Source organism: Aurantimonas sp. Leaf443, assembly GCF_001425575.1.
GTDB lineage: Bacteria > Pseudomonadota > Alphaproteobacteria > Rhizobiales > Rhizobiaceae > Leaf443.
In genome coordinates this window covers 165,661-190,499 of the sequence record NZ_LMRD01000001.1, presented here as the reverse complement: position 1 = coordinate 190,499, position 24,839 = coordinate 165,661, and the positions used below count along the sequence as shown (strand labels likewise).

22 protein-coding genes are annotated in these 24,839 nt (G+C 70.2%); 4 read left to right on the top strand and 18 right to left on the bottom strand.

The genetic code is table 11. From position 1 onward, the window contains the following. Positions 1–99: 99 nt before the first annotated feature. The 9 genes from rpe to ASG48_RS00715 form a co-directional block, all read right to left on the bottom strand. On the bottom strand, positions 100–786 hold the full coding sequence (gene rpe, locus ASG48_RS00755; RefSeq protein ID WP_055843877.1) for a ribulose-phosphate 3-epimerase: 687 nt from the start codon (positions 784–786) through the stop codon (positions 100–102). Positions 787–794: 8 nt separating this feature from the next. After that, a complete protein-coding gene (gene cbbX / locus ASG48_RS00750) occupies positions 795–1,730 on the bottom strand; it encodes a CbbX protein (RefSeq protein WP_055843875.1) in 936 nt (311 codons plus the stop codon). 163 nt (positions 1,731–1,893) lie between these two features. After that, positions 1,894–2,316, bottom strand: a complete 423-nt coding sequence (locus ASG48_RS00745) for a ribulose bisphosphate carboxylase small subunit (protein WP_055843873.1) — start codon at positions 2,314–2,316, stop codon at positions 1,894–1,896. 101 nt (positions 2,317–2,417) lie between these two features. Continuing rightward, positions 2,418–3,878, bottom strand: coding sequence for a form I ribulose bisphosphate carboxylase large subunit (locus ASG48_RS00740; RefSeq protein ID WP_055843871.1), 1,461 nt, complete (start codon positions 3,876–3,878; stop codon positions 2,418–2,420). A gap of 47 nt (positions 3,879–3,925) precedes the next feature. Further along, positions 3,926–5,008 (bottom strand): class II fructose-bisphosphate aldolase, encoded by a 1,083-nt coding sequence (gene fba, locus ASG48_RS00735; RefSeq protein ID WP_055843869.1) that lies wholly within the window; start codon positions 5,006–5,008, stop codon positions 3,926–3,928. A gap of 47 nt (positions 5,009–5,055) precedes the next feature. Further along, positions 5,056–6,261 carry a phosphoglycerate kinase gene (locus ASG48_RS00730; protein WP_055843867.1) on the bottom strand — a complete coding sequence of 402 codons (1,206 nt, stop codon included), beginning with the start codon at positions 6,259–6,261 and terminating at the stop codon, positions 5,056–5,058. Position 6,262: 1 nt separating this feature from the next. Beyond that, positions 6,263–8,212, bottom strand: a complete 1,950-nt coding sequence (gene tkt, locus ASG48_RS00725) for a transketolase (protein WP_244486719.1) — start codon at positions 8,210–8,212, stop codon at positions 6,263–6,265. Positions 8,213–8,318: 106 nt separating this feature from the next. Continuing rightward, positions 8,319–9,194, bottom strand: a complete 876-nt coding sequence (locus ASG48_RS00720; RefSeq protein ID WP_055843865.1) for a phosphoribulokinase — start codon at positions 9,192–9,194, stop codon at positions 8,319–8,321. An 86-nt stretch (positions 9,195–9,280) separates the two neighbouring features. Continuing rightward, the gene (locus ASG48_RS00715; RefSeq protein ID WP_055843863.1) at positions 9,281–10,324 is read right to left on the bottom strand and encodes a class 1 fructose-bisphosphatase; all 1,044 of its coding nucleotides are present in this window, start codon (positions 10,322–10,324) and stop codon (positions 9,281–9,283) included. Between the two features lie 133 nt (positions 10,325–10,457). Here ASG48_RS00715 and ASG48_RS00710 point away from each other — a divergent pair, with 133 nt between their 5' ends. Beyond that, on the top strand, positions 10,458–11,393 hold the full coding sequence (locus ASG48_RS00710; protein WP_055843861.1) for a LysR family transcriptional regulator: 936 nt from the start codon (positions 10,458–10,460) through the stop codon (positions 11,391–11,393). A gap of 23 nt (positions 11,394–11,416) precedes the next feature. Here ASG48_RS00710 and fni read toward each other — a convergent pair whose 3' ends face one another. Continuing rightward, positions 11,417–12,466 (bottom strand): type 2 isopentenyl-diphosphate Delta-isomerase, encoded by a 1,050-nt coding sequence (gene fni, locus ASG48_RS00705; RefSeq protein ID WP_200939551.1) that lies wholly within the window; start codon positions 12,464–12,466, stop codon positions 11,417–11,419. Between the two features lie 151 nt (positions 12,467–12,617). Between fni and ASG48_RS00700 the strand changes: the two genes are divergently transcribed. Both ASG48_RS00700 and ASG48_RS00695 read left to right on the top strand, forming a co-directional pair. Continuing rightward, the gene (locus ASG48_RS00700; RefSeq protein WP_244486671.1) at positions 12,618–13,559 is read left to right on the top strand and encodes a polyprenyl synthetase family protein; all 942 of its coding nucleotides are present in this window, start codon (positions 12,618–12,620) and stop codon (positions 13,557–13,559) included. After that, positions 13,556–14,080 carry a sterol desaturase family protein gene (locus tag ASG48_RS00695; protein ID WP_055843859.1) on the top strand — a complete coding sequence of 175 codons (525 nt, stop codon included), beginning with the start codon at positions 13,556–13,558 and terminating at the stop codon, positions 14,078–14,080. Before ASG48_RS00700 ends, ASG48_RS00695 begins: the two co-directional genes overlap by 4 nt. Positions 14,081–14,123: 43 nt before the next feature. Here the strand turns inward: ASG48_RS00695 and ASG48_RS00690 are convergent, their stop codons facing one another. Genes ASG48_RS00690 through ASG48_RS00675 form a run of 4 tightly spaced genes read right to left on the bottom strand, consistent with a single transcriptional unit; the run spans position 14,124 to position 19,061 of the window. After that, the gene (locus ASG48_RS00690) at positions 14,124–15,110 is read right to left on the bottom strand and encodes a phytoene/squalene synthase family protein (RefSeq protein WP_244486669.1); all 987 of its coding nucleotides are present in this window, start codon (positions 15,108–15,110) and stop codon (positions 14,124–14,126) included. Continuing rightward, the gene (locus tag ASG48_RS00685) at positions 15,107–16,618 is read right to left on the bottom strand and encodes a phytoene desaturase (protein WP_200939550.1); all 1,512 of its coding nucleotides are present in this window, start codon (positions 16,616–16,618) and stop codon (positions 15,107–15,109) included. The genes ASG48_RS00690 and ASG48_RS00685 overlap by 4 nt, the downstream gene beginning before the upstream one ends. Next, complete coding sequence (gene crtY / locus ASG48_RS00680; RefSeq protein WP_055843855.1) at positions 16,615–17,787, bottom strand: lycopene beta-cyclase CrtY; 1,173 nt, start codon at positions 17,785–17,787, stop codon at positions 16,615–16,617. Before crtY ends, ASG48_RS00685 begins: the two co-directional genes overlap by 4 nt. Continuing rightward, positions 17,784–19,061: a glycosyltransferase gene (locus ASG48_RS00675; RefSeq protein ID WP_055843854.1), complete on the bottom strand. Its 1,278-nt coding sequence runs from the start codon at positions 19,059–19,061 to the stop codon at positions 17,784–17,786. The genes crtY and ASG48_RS00675 overlap by 4 nt, the downstream gene beginning before the upstream one ends. A 161-nt stretch (positions 19,062–19,222) precedes the next feature. Between ASG48_RS00675 and ASG48_RS00670 the strand changes: the two genes are divergently transcribed. Further along, positions 19,223–19,804: a DUF2585 family protein gene (locus ASG48_RS00670; protein WP_082529146.1), complete on the top strand. Its 582-nt coding sequence runs from the start codon at positions 19,223–19,225 to the stop codon at positions 19,802–19,804. A 117-nt stretch (positions 19,805–19,921) separates the two neighbouring features. Here ASG48_RS00670 and ASG48_RS00665 read toward each other — a convergent pair whose 3' ends face one another. The 4 genes from ASG48_RS00665 to ASG48_RS00650 all read right to left on the bottom strand — a co-directional run bounded on the left by ASG48_RS00665 (position 19,922) and on the right by ASG48_RS00650 (position 24,606). Next, entirely contained in the window at positions 19,922–21,454 is a 1,533-nt protein-coding gene (locus ASG48_RS00665; RefSeq protein ID WP_055843850.1) for an ATP-binding protein, read from the bottom strand. Between the two features lie 116 nt (positions 21,455–21,570). Further along, the gene (locus ASG48_RS00660) at positions 21,571–22,608 is read right to left on the bottom strand and encodes an alpha/beta hydrolase family protein (RefSeq protein WP_244486667.1); all 1,038 of its coding nucleotides are present in this window, start codon (positions 22,606–22,608) and stop codon (positions 21,571–21,573) included. Further along, a complete protein-coding gene (locus ASG48_RS00655; RefSeq protein ID WP_055843848.1) occupies positions 22,596–23,282 on the bottom strand; it encodes a D-lyxose/D-mannose family sugar isomerase in 687 nt (228 codons plus the stop codon). The genes ASG48_RS00660 and ASG48_RS00655 overlap by 13 nt, the downstream gene beginning before the upstream one ends. Before the next feature lie 25 nt (positions 23,283–23,307). Beyond that, positions 23,308–24,606, bottom strand: a complete 1,299-nt coding sequence (locus ASG48_RS00650; protein WP_055843846.1) for a glycerate kinase — start codon at positions 24,604–24,606, stop codon at positions 23,308–23,310. Between the last annotated feature and the right edge of the window lie 233 nt (positions 24,607–24,839).

The following is a 24,839-nucleotide window of genomic DNA, read 5'->3' as shown; positions in this document are numbered from 1 at the left end:
GAGGACGCCGGTGAAGCGAGGCGGCGTCCGGACGAAAAAGGCCGCGCGAGACCGTCCTTCGGTCGCGCGCGGCAGGAGACGGGCCCGAGCGGGAAGACCTCAGGCCGCCTGGGAGACAAGACCTTCGCAGGAGCGGCGGATGGCGCGCATGTTGGCCTCGTAATGCTCGGGCGTGCCGCCCTTGAAGATCGCCGAGCCCGCCACGAGGACGTCGGCGCCGGCCTCCACCACGAGGGGCGCGGTCTCGGGCGTCACGCCGCCGTCGATCTCGATCCGGATGTCGCGCGCGCCGATCATCGCCTTCACGCGCCGCACCTTCTCGACCACCGCGGGGATGAAGGCCTGGCCGCCGAAGCCCGGATTGACCGTCATCAGGAGGACGAGGTCGAGGCGGTCGAGCACGTATGCGATGACGCTTTCGGGCGTCGAGGGGTTGAGGGAGACGCCGGCCTTCTTGCCGAGCGCGCGGATGGCCTGGAGCGAGCGGTCGAGATGTTTCGTCGCCTCGGCATGGACGGTGATGTAGTCGCAGCCCGCATCCGCGAAGGCCTCGAGATAGGCGTCGCAGGGCTCGATCATCAGGTGGCAGTCGAAGACCTTCTTCGAGGCGCCGCGGATCGCCTTCACGATCGGCGGGCCGAAGGTGATGTTGGGCACGAAATGGCCGTCCATCACGTCGAGATGGATCCAGTCGGCGCCGGCGCGGTCGACGGCCGAGACCTCCTCGCCGAGCCGGGCGAAATCGGCCGAGAGGATGGAGGGGGCGATGATGAGGTTCTGTGCCATGGCGGAACTCAACGCTTCTCTGCGGAGGGGGCCGGCTTCTGCTGGAAGACGCGGCTGACGGAGATGTCTGAAGCCTCGATCCGCGACAGGCCGGCCGCGTCCAGCGGTCCGAGATCGGCCTCGAACAGGCGGTTGGCCTGGCGCAGCCGCGCGCGGTCGAGCGCGTTGCGGATGGAGCGGGCATTGGCGAAATGGGGCTGCGTGCGCCGCTCGGCGATATAGCGCGAGAGCACCTCGCGCGCCTCCGGGCTCAGCGTGTAGTTCTGCCGCTCCAGCATCGTGTCGCAGATGCGCAGCAGCTCGCCGTCCGAATAGTCGGGGAAGTCGATATGGTGGGCGATGCGCGAGCGGAAGCCCGGATTGCTCTCGAAGAACTTGTCCATGCGGTCGGCATAGCCGGCGAGGATGACGACGAGGTCATCGCGCTGGTTCTCCATGATCTGGAGAAGGATCTCGATCGCCTCCTGCCCGTAGTCGCGCTCGTTCTCGGGCCGGTAGAGATAGTAGGCCTCGTCGATGAAGAGGACGCCGCCCATCGCCTTCTTCAGGATCTCCTTCGTCTTGGGCGCGGTGTGACCGATATACTGGCCGACGAGGTCGTCGCGGGTGACCGAGACGAGATGGCCCTTGCGCACGTAGCCGAGCCGGTGGAGGAGATTGGCCATCTTCATGGCCACCGTCGTCTTGCCGGTGCCGGGATTGCCGGTGAAGCTCATGTGCAGCGTCGGCGTCTCGTGGGCGAGGCCGAGGCGCTTGCGGGCCCGCTCGACGAGGAGGAGCGCCGCCGTCTCGCGGATGCGCTTCTTGACGGGGGCGAGGCCGATGAGCTCGCGGTCGAGCTCCTCCAGCACCTCGCGCACGCCCGCCTCCTCGTATTCGCGCTTCAGGTCCACGGTCGTCGGCGCGGCGGCGGGCGGCGAGGGAAGATCGGCGGTCTGGCTCATGGCGGTCGGGTCCTGTTCGGGCCGGGTCCCTTGCGGGCCGGGCGGGCCTGTCTCGGCGATGCGGACGGGCGTCGGGCAACGCCCGCCCCGCGGGGCAATGGCCGGCCGGCCGGGCATGGAGGGGCGCCCGGCCGGCCGATCCCGTTCCCGGTGCGGGAGGGGATCAGCGCGTGTAGCGTTCGCCCTCGGGCCGGTCGTTGGAATAGCCCTCGGTGGAATAGCGGATGGTGCGCCCCTCGGTCTCCTGGCGGCGCAGGCGGAAGCCGGGCTCGCTGGCCGGGCGGTTCACGATGAAGGACAGTTTCACCGACTCCCAACCGCTGGTGGAATCGAAGGCCGAGAGGCGGATATAGAGGTCGCCATGCGCCTTCCGGCAGGCGTTCAGCTCCATCATGATGCCGGCCGCGTCCGCGATGTCGAACATCGGGTGGCCCCACATCTCCCAGTAGGTGTTCCGGGGATGGGGATCGTCGGTATATTCGATGTTCACCGCCCAGCCGTTGTCGATGCAGTACTGGACCTGCTTGGTGATCTGTTCGTCGGTGAGGTCGGGCAGGAAGGAGAAGGCGCCCTGGGTGATTCTCATGGCTGTCGTCCTTGGAAAGCGCGGCGCCGCGCGTTCGGGCGGCCGTCGGGGTCCTTGTGGCGGCGGGGCACGATGCCCCGCCTGTCGCATCACGTCGTCGGTCAGGCGGCGGTGGCGCTGACGGCGTAGTCCGGCGTGTCCGTCGAGGTGTAGTTGAAGGTGACGTCCTTCCAGGTGTCGAGCGCCTGGCGCAGCGGGGCGCAGGTCTTGGCGGCCTCGACGAGGATCTCCGGCCCTTCGTTGACGATGTCGCGGCCCTCGTTGCGGGCAAGGACCATGCATTCCAGCGCGACGCGGTTGGCCGTGGCGCCGGCCGCGATGCCCATGGGATGGCCGATCGTGCCGCCGCCGAACTGCAGCACCGTGTCCTCGCCCAGAAGGTCGAGAAGCTGGTGCATCTGCCCGCAATGGATGCCGCCGGAGGCGACGGGCATCATCTTGTTGAGGGAGGCCCAGGGCTGGTCGAAGAAGATGCCGTTCTCGAGCTTCTGCGGCGTGAACTCGTCGCGGCACAGATCGTAGTAGCCCTTGGTCGTCGCCGGATCGCCCTCGAGCTTGCCGACGACCGTGCCGGCATGGATGTGGTCGACGCCCGCCAGCCGCGACCACTTGGTGATGACGCGGAAGGAGACGCCGTGGGTCTTCTGGCGCGTGTAGGTGGAGTGGCCGGCGCGGTGCAGGTGCAGGATCATGTTGTTGCGCCGCGCCCACTTGGCCATGGACTGGATCGCCGTCCAGCCGATGACGAGGTCGATCATGACGATGTTCGACCCGAGATCCTTGGCGAACTCGGCGCGCTCGTACATGTCCTCCATCGTGGCGGCGGTGACGTTGAGATAGGTGCCCTTGATCTCGCCTGTGGCGGCCTGCGCCTTGTTGACGGCCTCCATGCAGTAGAGGAAGCGCTCGCGCCAATCCATGAAGGCCTGGCTGTTGATGTTCTCGTCGTCCTTGGTGAAATCGAGCCCGCCCTTCAGCGCCTCGTAGACGACGCGGCCGTAATTGCGCCCCGAGAGCCCGAGCTTGGGCTTGACGGTGGCGCCGAGCAGCGGGCGGCCGAACTTGTCGAGCCGCTCGCGCTCCACGACGATGCCGGTGGCCGGGCCCTGGAAGGTCTTGATGTAGGCGGTGGGCAGGCGCATGTCCTCCAGCCGCAGGCCCTTCAGCGGCTTGAAGCCGAAGACGTTGCCGATGATGGAGGCGGTGAGGTTGGCGATCGAGCCGTTCTCGAAGAGGTCGATGTCGTAGGCGATGTAGGCGAAGTACTGGTCGTCCGTGTTGGGCACGGGATCGACGCGGTAGGCCTTGGCGCGGTACTTCTCGGCCGCCGTCAGGCGGTCGGTCCACACGACGGTCCAGGTGGCCGTGGAGCTTTCGCCGGCGACCGCCGCGGCCGCCTCGATCGGATCGACGCCGTCCTGCGGAGTGATGCGGAAGCAGGCGATGACGTCCGTGTCCTTCGGCTCGTAGTCGGGCTCCCAGTAGCCCATCTTCTTGTATTCCATGACGCCGGACTTGTAGCGGTCCTTGCCGGTGACGGTCTGCGAGGCGGGCTGTTTCATTTCGATCTCCCAATCTTCAGAAAAAAGCGCGGTGGTCTCGGGGTGGTCTATTCGGCGGCCTGCCGCAGCTCGATGCGCGGATCGAGCTCTCCCTTGGCGTAGCGGCGGGCCATCTCGTCGAGCGGGACGACGTCGATCCTGCCGGCCATGCCGGCGCAGCCGAACTGCTCGTAGCGGTCGAGGCAGAGCCGGCGCAGGGCGTCCATGGCCGGCACGAGGAACTTGCGCGGGTCGAACTCGTCGGGCCGCTCCATCGCCACCTTCCGGAACTGGCCGGTCATGGCCATGCGGCAGTCGGTGTCGATATTGACCTTGCGCACGCCGTGCCGGATGCCGCGCACGATCTCCTCCACCGGCACGCCGTAGGTCTCGCGCATCTCGCCGCCATAGCGGTTGATGATCTCCTGCAGCTCCTGCGGCACCGAGGAGGATCCGTGCATCACGAGATGGGTGTTGGGCAGCTTGGCGTGGATCTCCTCGATGACGTTCATCGCCAGGATGTCGCCGTCGGGCTTGCGGGTGAACTTGTAGGCGCCGTGGCTGGTGCCCATGGCGATGGCCAGCGCGTCGACGCCGGTGGCGCGCACGAACTCGACCGCCTGGTCGGGATCGGTGAGGAGCTGGTCGTGGCTGAGCTCGCCTTCCGCCCCGTGGCCGTCCTCGGCCTCGCCCTGGCCCGTCTCCAGCGATCCCAGGACCCCGAGCTCGCCCTCGACGGAGGCGCCGACCCAATGGGCCATGCGCGTGACGCGCTCGGTGATGGCGACGTTGTAGTCGAAATCGGCGGGCGTCTTGGCGTCGGCCTTGAGCGAGCCGTCCATCATCACGGAGGTGAAGCCGTAGCGGATGGCCGACAGGCAGGTGGATTCCTCGTTGCCATGGTCGAGATGGATGCAGATCGGGATCTGCGGATACATCTCGACGAGCGCGTCCATCATCTTGGACAGCATGATGTCCTTGGCGTAGGATCGCGCGCCGCGGGAGGCCTGCATGATGACGGGCGAGTCGCACCGGGCCGCCGCTTCGACGATGGCCAGACCCTGCTCCATGTTGTTGATGTTGAAGGCCGGGACGCCGTAATCGTTCTCGGCGGCATGGTCCAGCAACTGGCGGAGAGTGATCTTTGCCATTGTCGGTTTCCTCTAGGGATCTGCGATCAGGTCCGGATTCAAGACTGTCAGGTCCGGATGGTCGTCTTCAAAACTTCGATGCCGGGCAGGTCGCGCCCCTCGAGCCATTCGAGGAAGGCCCCGCCCGCCGTGGACAGGTAGGTGAACTCGTCCGCGACGCCGGCCGCGTTCAGCGCCGCCGCCGTGTCGCCGCCGCCGGCGACCGTCACGAGGCGGCCGGCCTTGGTCAGGGCGGCCGCGGCTCTCGCCACCGCCACCGTCGCCTCGTCGAAGGGCCGCATCTCGAAGGCGCCGAGCGGGCCGTTCCAGAGAAGCGTGCGGCACTCACCGAGCGCGTCCTCGATCGCCGCGACCGTGCGCGGGCCGACGTCCAGCGCCATGGCGTCCGCGGGGATCGCGTCGACGCCGACGATCTCGCTCGGCGCGTCCGCCCTGAACTCGCGGGCGACGACGAGGTCGACCGGCAGATGCAGGCGGCAGCCGGCCGTCTCGGCCAGCGCCATGATCCGCGAGGCGGTGGGCAGCGCGTCCTTCTCGTAGAGCGACCTGCCGACATCGTGGCCGAGCGCGGCCAGGAAGGTGTTGGCCATGCCGCCGCCGATGACGAGATGGTCCATCTTCGGCACCAGGAATTCCAGGACGCCGATCTTGGAGGAGACCTTGGCGCCGCCCACGAGGGCGGCGACCGGGCGCTCGGGATGGTCGAGCGCGGATTTGAGGGCCTCGACCTCGGCGAGGAGCGAGGGCCCGGCATAGGCCGGCAGGATGGTCGCCAGCCGGTGCGTGGAGGCATGGGCGCGGTGGGCGCAGGAGAAGGCGTCGTCGACATAGAGGTCGCCCAGCACCGAGAGGCGCAGCGCGAAGGTCTTGTCGTCGGCCTCCTCCCCCTTGTGGAAGCGCACGTTCTCGAGGAGCACGATCTCCCCGAACCCGGCCTCGCCCACCGTCGCCTCCGCCGCCGAGCCGACGCAGTCGTCGGCAAAGCGCACGGGAAGCCCCGTCAGACGCTGCAGCTCGGGTGCGACCGAGCGCAGCGAGTAGTGCGGGTTGCGCTCCCCCCTGGGACGACCGAGATGGCTCATGACGACCACCTTGGCGCCGCGTTCGGCGAGCGCCCTGGCGGTGGGCGCGAAACGCTCGATGCGCGTCGCGTCCGTCACCTTGCCGTCCTTCATGGGCACGTTGATATCGGCCCGGATCAGGACGGTCAGGCCATCGACCTCGGCCGTCTCGATGGAGGGGAGCGCAGCCATGTCAGCGCACCAGGTCCTTGGCCGCCGCGACGACCGCCGCGGAGGTGATGCCGAAATGCTCGTAGAGCTTGGGCGCGGGGCCGGAGGCGCCGAAGGAGGTCATGCCGATGAAGCGGCCGCCCTCCCCGATCCAGCGATCCCAGCCGAAGCGGGCCGCCGCCTCCACCGCGATGCGCGGGGCACGCCCCAGAACCGAGGTGCGATAGGCCTTGTCCTGCTCCTCGAAGAGCTCCCAGCAGGGCATCGAGACGACGGCCGCCGCGATCCCCTCGCCCTTCAGGGCGTCGGCGGCGGCGAGCGCGAGCTCGACCTCCGACCCCGTGGCGAGGATCGTCACCTGGCGCTCGCCCTCGGCCTCGCGCAGGACGTAGGCGCCCTTGGCGCTGCGGTTCTGGGCGACGTCGCCGACGCGCACCGTCGGCAGGTTCTGGCGCGACAGCGACAGGACGGAGGGGCGATGGGTCTCGGTGAGCGCGATCTCCCAGGCTTCCGCCGTCTCGATCGCGTCCGCCGGGCGGAAGACGAGGATGTTGGGCGTGGCGCGCAGCATCGCCAGATGCTCGATCGGCTGGTGCGTCGGCCCGTCCTCGCCCAGGCCGATGGAGTCGTGCGTCATCACGTAGACGACGCGCAGGCCCATCAGCGCCGAGAGGCGGATACCGCCGCGGGCATAGTCGGTGAAGACCATGAACGTGCCGCCGTAGGGGATGAAGCCGCCATAGAGGGCGAGACCGTTCATCACCGCCGCCATCGCATGTTCGCGGATGCCGTAGTGGATGTAGCGGCCGGCATAGTTGTCGGCCTGGACCGAGCTCATGCCCTTGGTGAGGGTGAAGACCGAGTGGGTGAGGTCGGCCGAGCCGCCGATGGTGAGATCGGTCGCCGCGTTGATGATGCCGAGCGTCGCCTCGGAGGACTTGCGGGTGGCAAGCTTGGGCGCCTCGTCGGAGAGCGTCTGGCGGTAGTCGGCCATGGTCTTGGCGAAGTCGGCCGGGAGCTTGCCGGCGACGGCGGCGTCGAAGGCGTCACGCCTGGGCGAAGCGGCGTGCTTCTTCTCCCAGGCCTCGCGCGCCTTGGCGCCGCGCTCGGCGATCTCGCGCCAGCCCTTCACCACGGCCTCGGGCAGGACGAAGGGCTCGGACTCCCAGATGAGGGCCTTGCGCGTCGCCGCGATCTCCTCGTCGCCGAGCGGCGCGCCGTGGCTCTTCTCCGAGCCCGCGAGCTTGGGCGAGCCGAAGCCGATGATCGTCTTGCAGGCGATCATGGTCGGCTTGTCCGACCGGTGCGCCTGTTCGAGCGCGGCGCGGATCTCGTCCGGGTCGTGCCCGTCGACCGAGAGCGCGGTCCAGCCGGCGGCCTCGAAGCGCTTGATCTGGTCCATCGAGGTGGCGAGCGAGGTCTTGCCGTCGATCGAGATGCCGTTGTCGTCGAAGAGGACGATCAGGCGGTTGAGCTTGAGATGGCCGGCAAGGTCGATCGCCTCGTGGCTGATTCCCTCCATCAGGCAGCCGTCGCCGGTGAGGACGTAGGTGTAGTGATCGACGAGGTCGTCGCCGAAGCGGGCGTTCTGCATGCGCTCGGCGAGCGCCATGCCGACGGCGGTGGTGATGCCCTGGCCGAGCGGACCGGTCGTCGTCTCGATGCCGAGCGCGTGGCCGTATTCGGGATGGCCGGCGGTGCGCGCGCCGATCTGGCGGAAGTTCTTCAGGTCGTCGATCGTCATGTCCTCGTAGCCGAGGAGATGATGGATGGCGTAGAGCAGCATGGAGCCGTGGCCGTTCGACAGGACGAAACGGTCGCGGTTGGGCCAGGAGGGATTCTTCGGGTCGAGCGTGACGAAGTCCTTGAACAGGACGGTCGCGACGTCGGCCATGCCCATGGGCATGCCGGGATGGCCGGAATTGGCCTTCTGGACGGCGTCCATCGCGAGGGCGCGGATGGCGTTGGCCATGTCGCGGGGGTTGCGGTCGGTCGTGCCCGACGACGGCTTCTCGTCGCTCGAGGCTTTGGCGGCTGTCATCGACATTTGCGGTGTCTCCTTGTCCTGCGATCTCGCATCACGACGCGCGACGCTTCTTTTCCATGAGCTGCAGGATAAGCGGGGTTAGAATGAGCTGCATGGCGATGTCGAGCTTATTGCCCGGTGCGACGATCGAATTGGCCCGCGACATGAAACTGCCGGGGATCATCGACAGGAGATAGGGGAAATCGATGCCGCGCGGATTGGCGAAGCGGATGACGATCATGGATTCGTCGGGCGTCGGGATCCAACGGGCGATGAACGGGTCGGACGTGTCGACGATGGGCACGCGCTGGAAGTTGATGTTGGTGCGGGCGAATTGCGGGCAGATATACTTCACGTAGTCGGGCATGCGCCGCAGGATGACGTCCATGACGGCTTCGGTGGAATAGCCGCGCGAAGCGCGGTCGCGATGGATCTTCTGGATCCATTCGAGGTTGATGACCGGCACGACGCCGATCTTGAGGTCGACGAGCTGGGCGAGGTCCACCGTGTCGGTCTTCACGCAGCCGTGCAGGCCCTCGTAGAAGAGGAGGTCCGACGCCTCGTCGAGCGGGACCCAGTCGGAGAAGGTGCCGGGCTCGGCGCCGTAGAGCCTGGCCTCGCCCTCGTCGTGGATGTAGTGCCGCGTGCGCCCGCGCCCCTTGCGGCCGTAGTCGCCGAAGACCTCCTGCAGCTCCTCCAGGAGATTGGCCTCGGGGCTGAAATGGGAGAAGTTGCGGTTTCCGGCGGCCTCCTCGGAGGCCATCTTGTCCTTCATGGCCTGGCGGTCGAAGCGGTGGAAGGCGTCGCCCTCGATGAAGTCGGCCCGCACGCTCTCGCGGCGGAAGATCTGCTCGAAGATCTTCTTCACCGAGGTGGTGCCGGCGCCGGACGAGCCGGTGATCGCGATGATCGGATGCTTGGCGGACATTCGGGCGCACTCCTCCCCCAGGCCCCGGCCGGCTCCCACGGCCGGGGTCCCCATTCAATCGTCTGTTCGTGTCGTCCTGAGTGGCGTCAGGCCCTGAAGAGGCTGCGCTTGCCGAAGAGCGGCGAGCGTTCGCTCAGGGAAGCGGGATCGGCCATGTAGCGGGCGACCCGCTCCACCTCGCGCTTGCCGCCGAAGACCAGCGGCGTGCGGGCGTGCAGCCCGTCCGGCACGATCTCCAGGATGCGCGTCACCCCATCCGTCGCCGCCCCCCCGGCATGCTCGACGCAGAAGGCGATCGGATTGGCCTCGTAGAGAAGCCGCAGGCGGCCCTTGGCGTAGCCCTTGCGCGCATCGCCCGGATAGAGGAAGACGCCGCCGCGCACGAGGATGCGGTAGCAGTCGGCGACCAGCGAGCCGATCCAGCGCATGTTGAAGTCGCGCTCGCGCGGACCTTCGACGCCGGCCAGGCAATCGTCGATATAGGAGCGCATCTGCGGCTCCCAGTGGCGATAGTTCGAGGCGTTGATCGCGAATTCCTTGGCCCGCGGATCGATGTCGACGGAGGCGCGCATCTCGACGAAGCCGCCGAAGGCCGGCGAGAAGATGAAGACATGCGTGCCGTTGCCGACCGAAAGCACCAGAAGGAGCTGCGGGCCGTAGATGAAGAAGCCGGCCGCCAGCTGGCTCGTGCCGGGCTGGAGGAAGGCGGCGTGCGGGTTCGCCCGGCCCTCCTCGCCGACGGGGAAGAGCGAGAAGATCGTGCCGATCGACACGTTCGTGTCGATGTTGGAAGATCCGTCGAGCGGGTCGATGGCGATGGCGAGCGTGCCCGTCGGGTTCGCCGCGACCGGCTCCTCCTGCTCCTCGGAGCCGTACCAGACGACGGGAGATGCCTTGGCGGCCTCCTCGAAGACGCGGTCGGCGAGGACGTCGAGCTCCTTCTGGATGTCGCCGCCGGCATTGGTCGCCTCGCGCGAGGCGGCCAGCGTGTCGCCGGTGCCGCCCGACAGGATGGTGTTGCGGACCTTGATGGCGGCGAGGCAAAGCTGACGGACCGTTTCGGCGACGTCCGCCCGCAGCGGGTCGGACCCGGCCTGGGACTGCAGATAGGCGTCGAGCGACGATGACATGGGGCACTTCCTCCTCGGGATACGGTGCTCTGCGGCCCCTTGCCCGTTCGTTGAAGGCACCTTAGGGGACGCCGACGGCGTAAGTAAAATTTATTCTCTTTACCAGACTGGTAAGATAATTTAATCGTCTCGCATGCGCACCCTCACCCTTCGCCAGCTGCGATCCATCCAGGCCGTCAACCAGCACGGGACGGTGGCCGCGGCCGCGCGCAGCCTCGGGCTGACGGCACCGGCCGTCACCTTACAGATAAAGCAGCTGGAGGACGACTTCGGTCTCTCGCTTTTCGACCGCACCAGCGAGGGCATGCGGCTGACCGCCGCCGGCTCGGCGACGCTGCGCGCGGCCAACGCGATCGAGACGACGCTGCGCGCCCTCGGCGACGAAGTGGACGCGATCAAGGGCATCCGGTTCGGCAATATCAAGCTCGGCGTCGTCTCGACCGCCAAGTACTTCGCCCCGCGCCTCATCGCCGCCTTCAAGGCCGATCATCCGGACATCGAGATCAAGCTCCTCGTCGGCAACCGCTCCGACATCATCGCCGACCTGAAGTCCTACAAGCTCGACATCGCGCTGATGGGGCGCCCGCCGACCGAGTTCCCGGTGGACGCGACCTTCTTCGGCGATCATCCGCTGGTGATGATCGCCGCGCCCGACCATCCGCTGGCCGGCCGGCGCGACATCTGCAAGGAGGCGCTCCTGAAGGAGACGATCATCATCCGCGAGCCGGGCTCGGGCACGCGCATGTCGCTGGAGAGCTTCTTCGTCGAGTTCGACGACGCGCTGTCGCGGCGCGCGGTGGAGATGGGCTCGAACGAGACGATCAAGCAGGCGGTGATGGCGGGGCTCGGCATCGCCTTCATCTCCGCCCACACGATCGCCTTCGAGGTGGAGATGAAGCGCCTCGCCATTCTCGACGTGAAGAACATGCCCATCCGCCGGCAATGGTTCGCCGTCAGCCGCCAGGAGCGCATGGCCGCGCCCGCCGAGGTCGCCTTCCGCGCCTTCCTCGACCGGAAGGGGGCGATGCATCTGCCCCATCTCGACCGGCTCTATCCGGCGCAGGCGTGAGCTCCGCGCCGGCCGACCGCTCGTCAGTCCATGAGCCTGGCGCGCCGCAGCGCCGCCAGGTCCTTGGAGCCCGTGCAGAAGCAGGCGATGCGCAGCTCCTCCACCACGGAGGCGAAATGCAGGATGCAGTCCTCGGCCGAGCGTTCGGCGCTCGGCAGCGCGCCGGCGGCCTGCCCTGCCAGATCGGCGCCGAGCCGCAGCGCACGGGCGACGTCGAGCCCGTGGCGAACGCCGCCCGAGCCGATCAGGACGGCGTCCGGGCAGGCGGCGCGGACGCTGCGGATCGCCTGCGCCGTCGGAATACCCCAGTCGGAGAAGAGGAGCGCGCGGGCCCGCGCCCGCTCGTCGCCCGCCCGCTCGGCCTCCACGGCCGCCCAGCTCGTGCCCCCTGCCCCGGCGACGTCGATGGCGGAGACGCCCGCCTCCACGAGGCGGCGGGCGAGCGCGGCCGAGATGCCCGCCCCGACCTCCTTGACCACGACCGGCGCGCCGAGGCATTTCGCCAGCCCCTCGATGGCGCAGAGGAGGCCCGACCAGTTGCGGTCGCCGCCCGGCTGCACCGCCTCCTGCAGCGGGTTGAGATGGACGATCAGCGCGTCCGCCTCGATCATGTCGAGCGCGCGACGCGCTTCCGTCGGCCCGTAGCCGAGCCCGAGCTGCGCCGCGCCGATATTGGCCAGGATCGGAATGTCGGGCGCGAGGCGCCGCAGCGAGGCGTCGAGCCCGCCGGCAGGGCCACCCTCCAGCGCCACGCGCTGCGAGCCGACGGCGAGGGCGATGCCGAGCGCCTGGGCGGCGCGCGCCAGATTGCGGTTGATGGCACCCGCCCGCGCCGGGCCGCCGGTCATGGAGGAGATGAGGAGCGGGGCCTTGAGCGGCCGGCCGAGGAAGCGCGTGCCGAGGTCGATCGCGTCGAGATCGAGTTCGGGCAGCGCGCAATGCTCGAATCGCACCGCGTCGAAGCCGCTGTCGGCCTTCCGGGTGGCCAGACCGGGCGACAGGACGATGTCGAGGTGGTCACTCTTGCGTGCGCCGATGCCCGACGCCGCCTCGAGGATGTCGCTCTTGCCCAAGGTTTCTCGATGTCCTTTCGTCGCAGGGCTCGGGAATTCTTCGCTCGATCGCGGCCTCGCCCTTGGCCGGGACCATGTTACGCGCCACAATCGGCGGGATGAAACATATGGACGTCATGACACGGTTCTTTTCAACGACGGCGGCGTCGCAGTGACGCAGATCGACATGGCAGGAATCGTCTCCACGCGCCGCGCGGAGATCGACGCGAGACTGGCCGTTCTGCTGCCGCGCGCGGTGGACGGGCAGGACGGGCTCGATCTGGCCATCCGGGACGCGGTGCTCGCCCCCGGCAAGCGGCTGCGCCCGCTCCTGTGCGCCTTCGTCGCCGAGGATCTCGGCGGCGCGCCGGCGCCCGCGATCGATGCGGGCTGCGCGGTGGAGATGGTGCACGCGGCCTCCCTCATTCTCGACGACCTGCCCTGCATGGACGACGCGAGCCTTCGGCGCGGGCGGCCGGCGACCCATGTCGGCCACGGCGAGGACGTCGCCATGCTCGCGGCCATCGCCATCCTGTCCGGCTCCTTCGAGGTGCTGGCGGGGATCGGCGCGGCGAGCGCCGAGGCGCGGCTGCGCAGCGTCGCCATCCTGTCGCGCGCGGTCGGGACGGCCGGGCTCGTCGGCGGCCAGTTCGCCGACCTCAAGGGCGGGGCGCGCGCCCGGCCCGTCGCCGAGATCGCCCGCGCCAACGCGCTGAAGACCGCCTCCCTCTTCCTCGCCGCCGTCGACATGGGCGCGGTGATGGCGGGGGCCGACGAAATGGCGCGCGAGCGCCTGACGGCCTTCGCCGCCGAACTCGGCGAGGCGTTCCAGCTTCTCGACGATCTTCTCGACGGCACCGAGAGCGCCTTCCTGATCGGCAAGGACGTCGGCAAGGACCGGGAGAAGTCGACCATCGTCTCGATGATCGGGCATGCCGGCGTCGAGCGGCGCATCGAGCGCCATCGCGACAGCGCGCTGCGCATCCTCGAGGAGCTTCTCGGGCCTCGCAGCCGCCTGTCCCTCCTCGTCGCCTCGATCTTCGAAAGACGTCCTGCCGCCGTCGACGCCTCCGGCGCCGACGAACGCCTCGAACAGGGAGCGGGCGCACGATGACCCTCACCTCCTGGCCCGGCCTGACGGCCATCGCCATCGGCGTCTTCCTCCTGATGGAGATCTTCGCCTGGGCCGCGCACAAATACATCATGCACGGCTTCGGCTGGGGCTGGCACCAGTCCCACCACGAGGAGCGCGAGGGCCTGTTCGAGAAGAACGACCTCTATGCCGTCGTCTTCGCCGTGGTCGCCATCGGCCTCTTCGCGATCTCGGCCTTCGGCCACCCGATCGTCGGGGCGGTCGCCGCGGGCATCACGCTCTACGGCCTGTTCTACTTCATCGTGCATGACGGGCTGGTGCACCAGCGCTGGCCGTTCCGACACATCCCGCACAAGGGCTACGCCAAGCGCCTCGTGCAGGCCCATCGCCTGCACCATGCCGTGCAGGGCAAGGACGGCGCGGTCTCCTTCGGCTTCCTCTACGCCCCGCCGGTCGACAAGCTGCAGGCGCAGCTGAAGGCCTCCGGCACGGTGAAGCGCGAGCGCGGCCGGCCGGCGCCCGAAGAGCGGCCGCAGGCCTAGCCACCCGCCACAAGTCCTTCCTTCGATCCTCGGCGCGGCGCCCTCAGGCGCCGCCGCGCCAGGGCGTCGTGCCCTCGTGCGTCCAGAGCGTCGCGGGGCGCGGCGGCGCGTCTTTCCGGCGCGGCCCGAAGGCGACCGCTGCTGCCCGCGCGACCGCGCCGATCTTGTCGGCTTTCGACGTCGAGACCCGCGTTTCGAGCGCGCCCTCGCCGCGTTCGACGACGCGCAGGCCGATCTCGCGATAGACGCGCCGGGCCGTCTCGACCGCCCAGGCCGAGCGGCGCGGCAGCGCGTCGACGCCGATCCGCGCCGAGGCGTAATAGGGCTCGGCCCGCTCCACCAGGCGTTGCGCGAGCCGCGAGAGGCCGGCGCGGTGTCGCGGCTGCGTCATCTCGGCGGCTTCGATCCCCGCCTCGGCGAGCCAGCGCGCCGGCAGGTAGACGCGTCCGACCTCGGCATCGGGAAGGATGTCGCGCGCGATGTTGGAGAGCTGGAAGGCGAGACCGAGATCGGCGGCGCGCGCGAGCGTCGGCCGGTCGCGCACGCCCATGATCCGCGCCATCATCAGCCCGACGACGCCGGCCACGTGGTGGCAATAGTCGAGCGTGTCCTCGATCGTCTCGTAGCGACGACCGGCGACGTCCATGCGGAAACCCTCGATATGGTCGAGGAGGAGATCGACCGGCAGGTCGTGCCGGCGCACGACGCTGGCGAGCGCGCGGAAGGCGGGTTCGGGCCCCGGCCGCCCCTCGGCCGCGCGCAGGGTCTGGCGCGTCAGGCGTTCGAGCCGTCCGGCGGGATCCTCGGCCGCGGGCGCCGGACCGTCCGGCCTGTGGCCGAGCTCCTGTCCGTCGATCACGTCGTCGCAGTGCCGGCACCAGGCGTAGAGCATCACCGCGTCGCGGCGCGTGTCCGGCGAGAAGAGGCGCGCGGCGGCGGCGAAGCTCTTGGAGCCCTGGGCGATCGCCTCTTCGGCGATGGCCTCCAGATCCTCGCCCGCGCCGCTCGCTCGCGTCGAAACCCCGCTCACGCCGGCAGGAGCGCGGCGTCGGCGATCATCAGGCCGGCCGTCGCCTTGGCCGAGCCGACGACGCCCGGAACGCCGGCGCCCGGATGCGTGCCCGCGCCCACGATGTAGAGATTGCCGATCCTGTCGTCGCGGTTGTGCGGCCGGAACCAGGCGCTCTGCGTCAGCACCGGATCGAGCGAGAAGGCCGAGCCGACATGGGCGTTGAGCTCGTCGCGGAAGTCGAAGGGCGTGAAGATTCGGTGCGTCACGAGGTTCTCGCGAAGGCCCGGCATGTAGCGCGCCTCGAGATAGTCGAAGATCTTCTCGGCATATCGCGGCCCCTCCACCGCCCAGTCGAGCGGCGTGTTGCCGAGATGGGGCACGGGCGCCAGGACATAGTAGCTGCCGGCGCCTTCGGGCGCGAGCGAGGGGTCGGTCGCGCAGGGGCTGTGCAGGTAGAGCGAGAAGTCGGCCGGCAGGCCGCCGCCCTTGAAGATCTCGGCGATCAGCGGCTTGTAGCGCGCGCCGAAGAGCACGGTGTGATGCTGCAGCTGCGGCTGGTGCTTCTTCAGGCCGAAATAGAGGACGAAGAGCGACATGGAGAAGCGCCGCTTCTTGAGGCTCTTGCCGTGGGCCTCGCCGCGCGCGGTGCCCGCCAGAAGCTTGGCATAGGTGTGGACGACGTCGGCATTGGAAGCCACGAGATCGGCTTCGAAGCGCCGCCCGTCCTTCAGCACGACGCCCTTCGCCCGCTCGCCGTCGAGCTCGATGCGCTCGACCTCCGCCGAGAGTTCGATCCGCCCGCCGATATCGGTGAAGCAGCGCACCATGCCCTGGATCAGCGCGCCCGTGCCCCCGCGCGGGAACCAGACGCCCCACTTGCGCTCCAGCGCGTGGATGAGCGCGTAGATGGAGGAGGTGGCGAAGGGATTGCCGCCGACGAGGAGCGAATGGAAGGAGAAGGCCTGCCTGAGATGCTCCTCCTTGATGAAGCTCGCGACCATGGAGTGGACGCTGCGCCAGGCCTGGAGCCGCGCCAGCTGCGGTCCGGCCTTCATCATGTCCGTGAAATGCAGGAAGGGCACGGTGCCGAGCTTCTCGTAGCCCTCGCGGAAGACGTCGCGCGAATAGGCCAGGAACCGCCGGTAGCCCTCGACATCGGCCGGGTTCAGCGCCCGGATCTGCCGGTCGAGCTCCTCCTGGTCGTTGGCATAGTCGAAGACCGTGCCGTCCTCCCAGCACAGCCGGTAGAAGGGCGCGACGGGCAGGAGCTCGACATAGTCGGACAGCTTGGCGCCGGCCGCCTCGAACACCTCTTCCAGCGCGGTCGGGTCGGTGATGACGGTCGGACCGGCGTCGAAGGTGAAGCCCTGGTCCTCGTAGACATAGGCGCGCCCGCCCGGCTTGTCGCGCTTCTCCAGAAGGGTCGTGGCGATGCCGGCCCCCTGCAGGCGGATGGCGAGGGCGAGGCCGCCGAAGCCGGCTCCGATGACGACGGCGCGGCGCGGGCCTTCCATGGGGCGGGTCATGCGGGAACTCCCTGGCCGGGGCGAGACAGGAGGGCGCGCAGCGCCGCGCCCACCGGCACGGGCGGCCGGCCGGACAGGATGCGCAGCTTGTCGGCCGGCGTCAGACGGGCGGCGTAGAAGCGGGCGATCAGCGGATCGGACAGGCGGTGGAAGTGCTGGAGCACCTCGAAGCGCCGGGCCGGGTCGCCGGCGAGAAAGAGCATCTTGTTCAGCATGCGGAAGAAGCGTCTGGCCTCGAAGGTTTCGATGGAATGGTCGCGCGTCGTCGAGAAGACCGCGCCGGCGGAAAGATCGGGAAGGGCCGCAAGGCGCGTGGCGAGACGCGCGGCGTCGGGCAGGGAATAGCCGGTCGTGGGGTGGAAGAGCCCGGCCGCGAGGCCGCTCGCCGGCACTCCGTTCCGCGCCGCCCAGAAGGCCGCCATGTCGCCGCCGAGCGCGATGGGCAGGACGCCCTGCTCCTCGCGCACCATCGCCCCGCCGCCCCAGCCGGCCGCCTCGCGATAGGCGTCGACGCGGGCGCGCAGGATGGACGGGTCGAGCGCCGGCCCGTCGGCATAGTAGGTGTCCTCCACCAGGAGGCGCGTCGGCGTCAGCGGCAGGACATAGACGAAGCGGTAGCCGTCGGCCTGCGCGACGGTCGCGTCCATCACGATGGGATGGGCGAGCCCGTGCGGGCGCTCCAGCTCGAACTCGCGGCCGAGGAACTTCTGGTGGCGCAGCGCCATATGCGCCGTCGCGCCCGGGCCGCGACCGTCGATCACGCAGGACGCGCGGACCGTTTCGCCATTCGCGAAGGCCACGCTCGTCGGCGTCAGTTCCGTCGCCCGCCACCCCGTCTCCACGCGCCCGGGCAGGCGGGCGGCCAGGACCGTCCGGAAACGCTCCGCCGTCGCCGAGCGGTAGCCGGTCGAGACGGTGCGGCGCCGGCGCGGGAAGCGCACCTCGTAGGCGGGCCAGCGATGGGCGACGAGCGGCTCGACAAGTGGGCCGTCGGCGGGGTCGAGATCGTGCTCGTGGAAGGACCAGGTGTGGTTTCCGCCGGGCGCCTCGCCCGCCTCGTAGAGGCGGATGTCGAGATCGGGCCGGCGCTCGGCGAGCCTCAGCGCGATCAGGCCGTTGGCAAGGCCGGCGCCGACGAGGGCGACGTCGCAGATGCGCGCTTTGCTCATGCGAAGGCCATGGCCCGCCTGTCGGCTCCCACCATGCTGCGCTCGATCAGGTCCGCCGCCACATCCGCTCCACCGCCGCTCGCGACCGCGCGTCCGATCCGGCGCGCCGCGTCGAGGAAGCTAGCCTCGTGGAGCAGGGACTCAAGGGCGCTCTCGATCCGGGCGCCGGACGAAAGGACGCGGGGCAGCCTGAGGCCGGCCCCGTGATGGACGAGACGGGCCGCGACGCCCGGCTGGTCGAAGGCGATGGGAATGGCGAGCATGGGCACACCCGCCTCCAGCGCATCGAGCGCCGTGTTCAACCCGGCATGGGTGACGCAGAGGCGCGATCGCGCCAGCATGGCGCGCTGCGGCACGAAGTCGGTGACGATGTCGGCTCCCACGCGGGCCGCCTCGTCCGGCGACAGCGCGCCGCAATGGGCGACGACGCTGAAGACGCCGAGTCGCCGGCAGGCTCTGGCGATTCGGGCGAACAGAGCCGAGCGGTGGCCCTGCAGCGTGCCGAGGGACACGAAGGCGACCGGCCGGTCGGCGGGAAGAGCGAAGGGCAAGGGCGCCTCGACGCCGCGCGCCCGGATGGGGCCGACGCCGACGAGGTTCGGCTCGGGCGCCGCGGGAAAGTCGAAGTCCTCGACGGTCTGCGCCAGGCGCAGCGTGCGCGACAGGCAGTCCTGCGGCCGTTCGCGGTGGGGCAGGCCGAATCGCGCCGCCCAGTCCGCGATCGTGCGGCGCTGCGCGGACAGGAGGATGCGGGCGACCGAGACGCCGCCGCGATTGCGCTTCAGCCCGGCCTCGCCGGCATCGTAGGGCCAGGACAGGAAGGGCAGCGGCACGGCCGGGTCGGTGCGCGCCGGCAGGGCGCAGGCGAGCGAGACGAGCGGCAGGCGCAGATGCTCGGCGAGAAGGCCGGCGGCCGGCTCCATCTCGTCGCCGACGATGCAGTCCGCGCCGATGCGCTTCAGGAGGGCGGGCCCGCCCGCGCAGAACTCGTCCGTCAGGGACGAGACGTCGGAGACGGTGCGCAGGATGCCGAGGACGCCGCTCGGGCGCGCGGCGCGCGCCACGATCGCGGCGAGCCCGCCCGCCGGGCGCATGCCCTCGACCTCGCGGACGGCGATCGACGGGCCGGCGCCCTCCCGGCCCGCACAGGCGCCGCCGCCTGCATTGAGCACGAGCGTGACGCGGTGGCCGCGCGCCTGCAGCGCCGCGCCGAGCGCCTCGAAGACGCGCAGATGACTGTAGAAGGGCGGAGAGATCAGGGCGAAATGGACCATGGACCCCCCGCCTATAGCACGCCCGCCCGCCGGCGCGTCATGGCTTGCGTCCTTGCCCGGCAAAGCTGCACCGGCCAAACGCCGCAGCGCTCGTCCGGACCCTTCGCCGCGGCCGCGCACCCGCCGCAACCCGGCGCGCCCCTCGCGCGTTCAACCGCCGCATGACCAGCCCGACCGCCCCCGCGCCGAACGACCGCTCCAGCCCCTTCGTGCGCGACACGGCCGGGCGGCTGGCGACGGCGCTCCTCATCGTCGCCGGCCTCGCCGCGACGCTCTATCTCATGGGCCACGACGTGGTGTGCCCCTGCGGGCGCGTTTCGCTGTTCCAGACGAGCCTTTCGCCGGAGGAGAACTCGCAGCAGTTCGCCGACTGGTACTCGCTCCTCCACGTCGTGTTCGGCATGGCGCTCTTCGCCTTCGTGGCGTGGATGCGGCCGCGCTGGTCGGTGGCGGCGGGCCTCATGGCGGTCCTCTTCGGCCACACGATCTGGGAGATCGCGGAGAACACGCCCTTCGTCATCCACCTCTTCACCTCGAACCCGGCGGCCCATTCCTATTCGGGCGACAGCATCCTGAACTCGATGGGCGACACGGTCTTCGCCATGGCCGGCGCCTTCGCCATGTCGCGCCTGTCGATGGGCATGGCCGTGGCGGTGACGCTGGCGGTGGAGGTGATCGTGACGATCGCGGTCGGCGACGGGTTCGTGGTCGGCACGCTGCGCGTCCTGGGCGTCTCGATCTGAGACCGCCGCGCGGTCGAAACGGCCCATCTTCGCCGATCCCGCGCGGCGTCCGGGCGCCTGCGGACAGCGCATGGCGGGGCCCGAAGCGTCAGTCCCGAAACAAGCCGGTCCGAAGCGTCAGCTGCGCGTCAGCCGCGCGGCGCGGCGGGCGCGCGCCTCGTCCAGCGGCTCCAGCTTCACCTGCGGCAGCGCGGTGCGCCACTCCGTGCCGGGGATGCGCACGATGCGGTTGCCGCGGAAATCCTGGTCGGCGAAGACGAGGCCGCGATCGGCCATGTAGCCGATGAGGAAACGCCCGCGGGACGGGGAATGGCTGCCATAGGCGCGCGCGAGCACCGCGTCCGAGGGACAGGGCGCGCCGTCGCGGGCGGCCCGCGCCAGGAGCAGGAACACGCCCTGCATCTCCTCGGGCAGGTCGCCGGCCCGGGCCGCGACGAGATCCCATTCCTCGTCCTCGCCCTCTCCCTTCACGCCGGCGCGCGCCAGGGAGAGGCGGCGGCGGAAGGCGGCCATGTCGGTCTCGGCGCCGCGCAGGCGCTTCAGCCGGCAATGGGTGAGGAAGTCCTGGTAGAGGACGGGCACGGGCCGGAAGGCGGCTTCGGGATCCTCCAGCATCTGCGCGAAGATGGCATCGACGGCCGCCGCCCGCTCCTCGGCCGAGCGCGGATCCTCCTCGGCGGGCTCGGCGCGGCGGGCCGCCTCGCCGACGCGCTCCAGGATCTCGCCGGTCGGCACGGCGGCGGGCGCGCGGGGCGCGCTCGGGCGGGCGAAGGCCTGCCGCTCGGCCTGACGCTCGGCCTCGCCGACGGTGAAGATCAGGTCCTCCATCGCCTCGCGCGGGGTCTCGGGCAGCGGCATGAGCGAGGGGCGGCCGGAGCGGCCGGCGGTCTCGACGGGGCCGATCTTCACCGCCATCGGCCGGTTGGAGAGGGCCGGCCCGAGGGCGACGAAATGGCCCGTCTTCAGGTCGCGGAACTGCTCGGCGGCGCGCCGGTCCATGCCGAGGAGATCGGCCGCGCGCGCCATGTCGATGTCGAGGAAGGTGCGGCCCATCAGGAAGTTCGAGGCCTCGGCCGCGACGTTCTTGGCGAGCTTGGCGAGCCGCTGCGTGGCGATGACGCCGGCCAGCCCGCGCTTGCGGCCGCGGCACATGAGGTTGGTCATGGCGCCGAGCGAGGCGCGGCGGGCGTCCTCGGAATGCTCGCCGGCCATGGCGGGGGCGAAGAGATGCGCCTCGTCGACCGCGATCAGCATCGGGAACCAGTGCGCGCGGTCGGCGTCGAAGAGCCCGTTCAGGAAGGCGGCGGCGCACATCATCTGCGCCTCGGCGTCGAGCCCCTCCAGGTCGAGGACGACGGAGGCGCGGTGCTGGCGGATGCGGTTGGCGATGCGCGTGAGCTCGGCCGGCGTGCGGTTGGCGTCCACCACGACATGGCCGTAGCGATCGGCGAGGGTCACGAAGTCGCCCTCGGGATCGACGATGGCCTGCTGCACGTGGCCGGCGCTGCGCTCCAGGAGGCGGCGCAGGAGATGCGACTTGCCCGAGCCCGAATTGCCCTGGACGAGAAGACGCGTCGAGATCAGCTCCTCGAGGTCGATCGTCGCCGGCGCGCCGGCCTGGTTCGTCCCGAGATCGACGGCGACCGTCATTTGCAACGCTCCTTGGGCCTCAAGCCCTCCTTGCTAGCACGGGCGGGGCCGCGGGAGTCGCGGGCGCCCCCGCGTTCTCCACAGCTTGTGCCGGACCGTGCCGCATGGGTGCGAGGTCAGGGCGTCTTCGGAGTCTCCTCGTCCGGCCAGCGCGAATCGACGAAGCGCAGCGCGTCGACGACCGAGCTGCGCCAGACGTCCCAGCTGTGGTCGCCGTCGGTGACGCGGAACTCCACGGCGCGCGCGTCGGCCTGCATGGTCTGGTAGAGCGCGATGGCGCCGCGCCACAGGTCGTGGCTGTCATCGTCGCCGACCGAGACGAAGGTGGAGGGAAGCGGCGTCGCCGCCGCGATGGCCGCGGCGAGATGGGTGAAGACGTTGGCGGCGTTGAAGCGCTTGGGGTCGAAGGGCGTGCCGAAGGCGCTCTCGAAATGCGTGCCCTCGGGCGGGCGGTTGATGCCGCCGGCGACCGTCGCCTCGTCGTAGCGGTGGAAGTAGCCGCTCTGGCGCACCGCGGCGAGTTCGGCCGCCGGCCAGTTGAACTCGCGCGCCGGCACGTTGTGCCAGACGGCCGGCGAGAGCGCGGCGATGGAGCGGAAGCGATCGGGGAACTGGAAGCCCATGGAGAGCGCGCCGTAGCCGCCCATGGACAGGCCGGCGATGGCCCGCCAGCGCCCGCTCGTGGCGGCGGGGAAGGCCTTCTCCACCGCGTCCGGCAGGTCGAAGAGGATGGAGGTGCGGTAGTTGCCGGGGCCGCCGACGGAGGCCGAATCGGTGTACCAGGAATTGCCCGCCGCCGGCATGACGACGAGGAGCGGCTCGATCTCGCCGGCCGCGATCATGCGGTCGAGCGTCGAGCCGACGCGCCCGAGCCCTTCCCAGTCCCGCTCGTTGCCGCCGAGGCCGTGCAGGAGATAGAGGACGGGCCAGCCGTCCTTCGGCGCCGGGCCGGAGGGCACGTAGACCCGCGCGACGCCGGCCTTGCCGAGCGCCGGCGAGGGATAGGCGAAGGAGCGGATCTCCCCGGCCCTCGCGGAGGCGCCGGCGCCGACGAGGGCGAGGAGAAGCGCCAGAAGGGCGGCGAGCGCGAGCGGGAGCCTCGAAAGCCCCCTCGCCCGGTCGATGGCGGAAACGGCCGCGCCTAGCGCAGCCACTTGTCGTAATCGGCGACGAGAAGGTGCCAGGGCTCTTCGTCCTCTTCGATCTCGGCGAAACGGCCGATGGGTTCACGGAAGATGTTGTCGGTCAGATCGTCGTTCACGGTCGAGACCTCGCCGATCAGGACGTCGCCGCCCTCGCCCCAGAAGGCGTGCCAGTTGCCGGGCAGGAGCGTGACGCTCTCGCCGGGCATAAGCTTCAGGATGCCGCCGGCGGCAAGGGTGCGCGTGACCCCGTCCACCTGCACGCGGACCGGCGCGCCCTCGTCGATCGAGCCGTCCGGCGCGCTCTCGAAGAGCTCGAGCGCCAGGGTGGCGCCGCCGCGATTGATGATGTCCTCGGCCTTCACGACATGGCGGTGCATCGGCGAGATCTGGTCGTGGCGCGAGATCATGATCTTCTCAGCGTAGAGCATGCCCGTGCCCTTCGAAAGATCGGAGGCGTCGCCATTACGAGTCGTGAAGAGGAAGAGGCCGAGCCGGTCGAAATCCTCCTTGCCGTAGTCGGTGACGTCCCAGCCCATGCGCCGTTCGACGACGAGCGAGAGCTCGTCGCGCCGGGCGCGCATCTCGGCGGGCGTCAGATAGGCGAAGGGCGGCATGACATAGCCGAAGGACCGGATGAACGCGTCGCCCGCCTTCAGGATCTCGTTGACGCGCGAGCGTTTCATGGACGTGGCCTTTCGTGCGTGGCGTTCATCCGACCAGGATGACGCGGCAGTCGTTGACATTGGTATGGGTGGGACCGGGCACGAAGAGGCCGCCGACGGATTCGAAGAAGCCGGTGGAATCGTTGTCGGCCAGACGGGCGGCGGGGTCGATGCCGGCCGCGCGCGCGCGTTCGAGCGTCGCCGGGGAGACGAAGGCGCCGGCGGGGTCGCTGGCCAGCCCGCCGCCGCCGTCCGTGCCGTCCGTGTCGGCGGAAAGGGCGGCGATGCCGGGCGCGCCGGCCAGGCCGATGGCGAGCGCCAGCGCGTATTCCTGGTTCGGGCCGCCGCGCCCCTCGCCGCGGATCGTGACGGTGAGTTCGCCGCCCGACAGGATCGCGACGCGCCGGCCCGCCCGCGCGGCGTCGAGCGCCATGCGCGCGTGCTCGGCGCCGACCTCGCGCGCCTCGCCTTCGAGGTCCGCGCCCAGGCTGAGCACCTCGTAGCCGAAGCCCTCGGCCGTCCGTGCCGCGGCCTCGAGGCTCGCCCGGGGCGTCGAGACGATGTGGAAGGGCCGGTCCGCGAAGGCGGGATCGCCGGGCTTGGGACTCTCGTTCGCCGGATCGTTCAGCGCGGCGACGCAGGAGGGCGGCAGCGCGATGGCGCGGCGCTCCACCACGGCGCGGGCCTCGGCGAGCGTCGTGGCGTCGGGCACGGTCGGCCCGGAGGCGATGACGCCCGGATCGTCGCCGGGAACGTCGGAAATGGCGAGCGTCAGGAGGGCGACGCCCTCTGCGACGGCGCGGGCGAGCCGGCCGCCCTTGATCTGCGACAGGTGCTTTCGCACGCAGTTGATCTCGCCGATCCCCGCGCCCGAGCGCAGGAGCGCCTTCGTCACGGCCTGCTTGTCGGCGAGCGAGACGCCTTGCGCGGGCATCAGCCAGTTCGCCGAGCCGCCGCCCGAGATCAGCGCCAGAACGAGATCGCCCGGGCGCGCCGAACGGGCCAGATCCACGATGCGGGCGCTCGCCTCGAGGCCCTGCGCGTTCGGCAGCGGATGGCCGCCCTCCACGACCGGCACGAGGCCGGCGTCCATGGCATAGCCGTCGCGCGTGACGGCAAGGCCCGACAGGCGCTCGGGGCCGAGCCCGCGCTCCCGGTAGAAGGCCTCGGCGACGGCGGCCATGGACGCGGCGGCCTTGCCGGCGGCGAGCACGATGACCCGGCCGGTTGGCGGCTCGGGCAGGTGCTGCGCCAGAACCTGCCGCGGATGCGCGGACGCGACGGCGCTCTCGAAGATCCTCCGCAGTTCCGCTTCTCTCGCCTGGCTTTCCACGATCCCTCCCATGGCTCGCCTGCAATCGGCGCCTCTATAGCAGGGGCGCGGGGTGCCACAACAGGCGGGGCGGCGAACGCGGGCGCGCCCGAGGCGCCGTGCCGCCACGGGCCGGCAAAATGGTCGCAACGGCCTGTCTTCACCGCGCCGGCGGGCTATCTCAAGGATGGACGAGAGCCCAGGAATCCTGCATTCCGCAAGGGAGCGCAGTCCGCGGCCCGATCGTTCCGCGGCGCAGTGCCTGC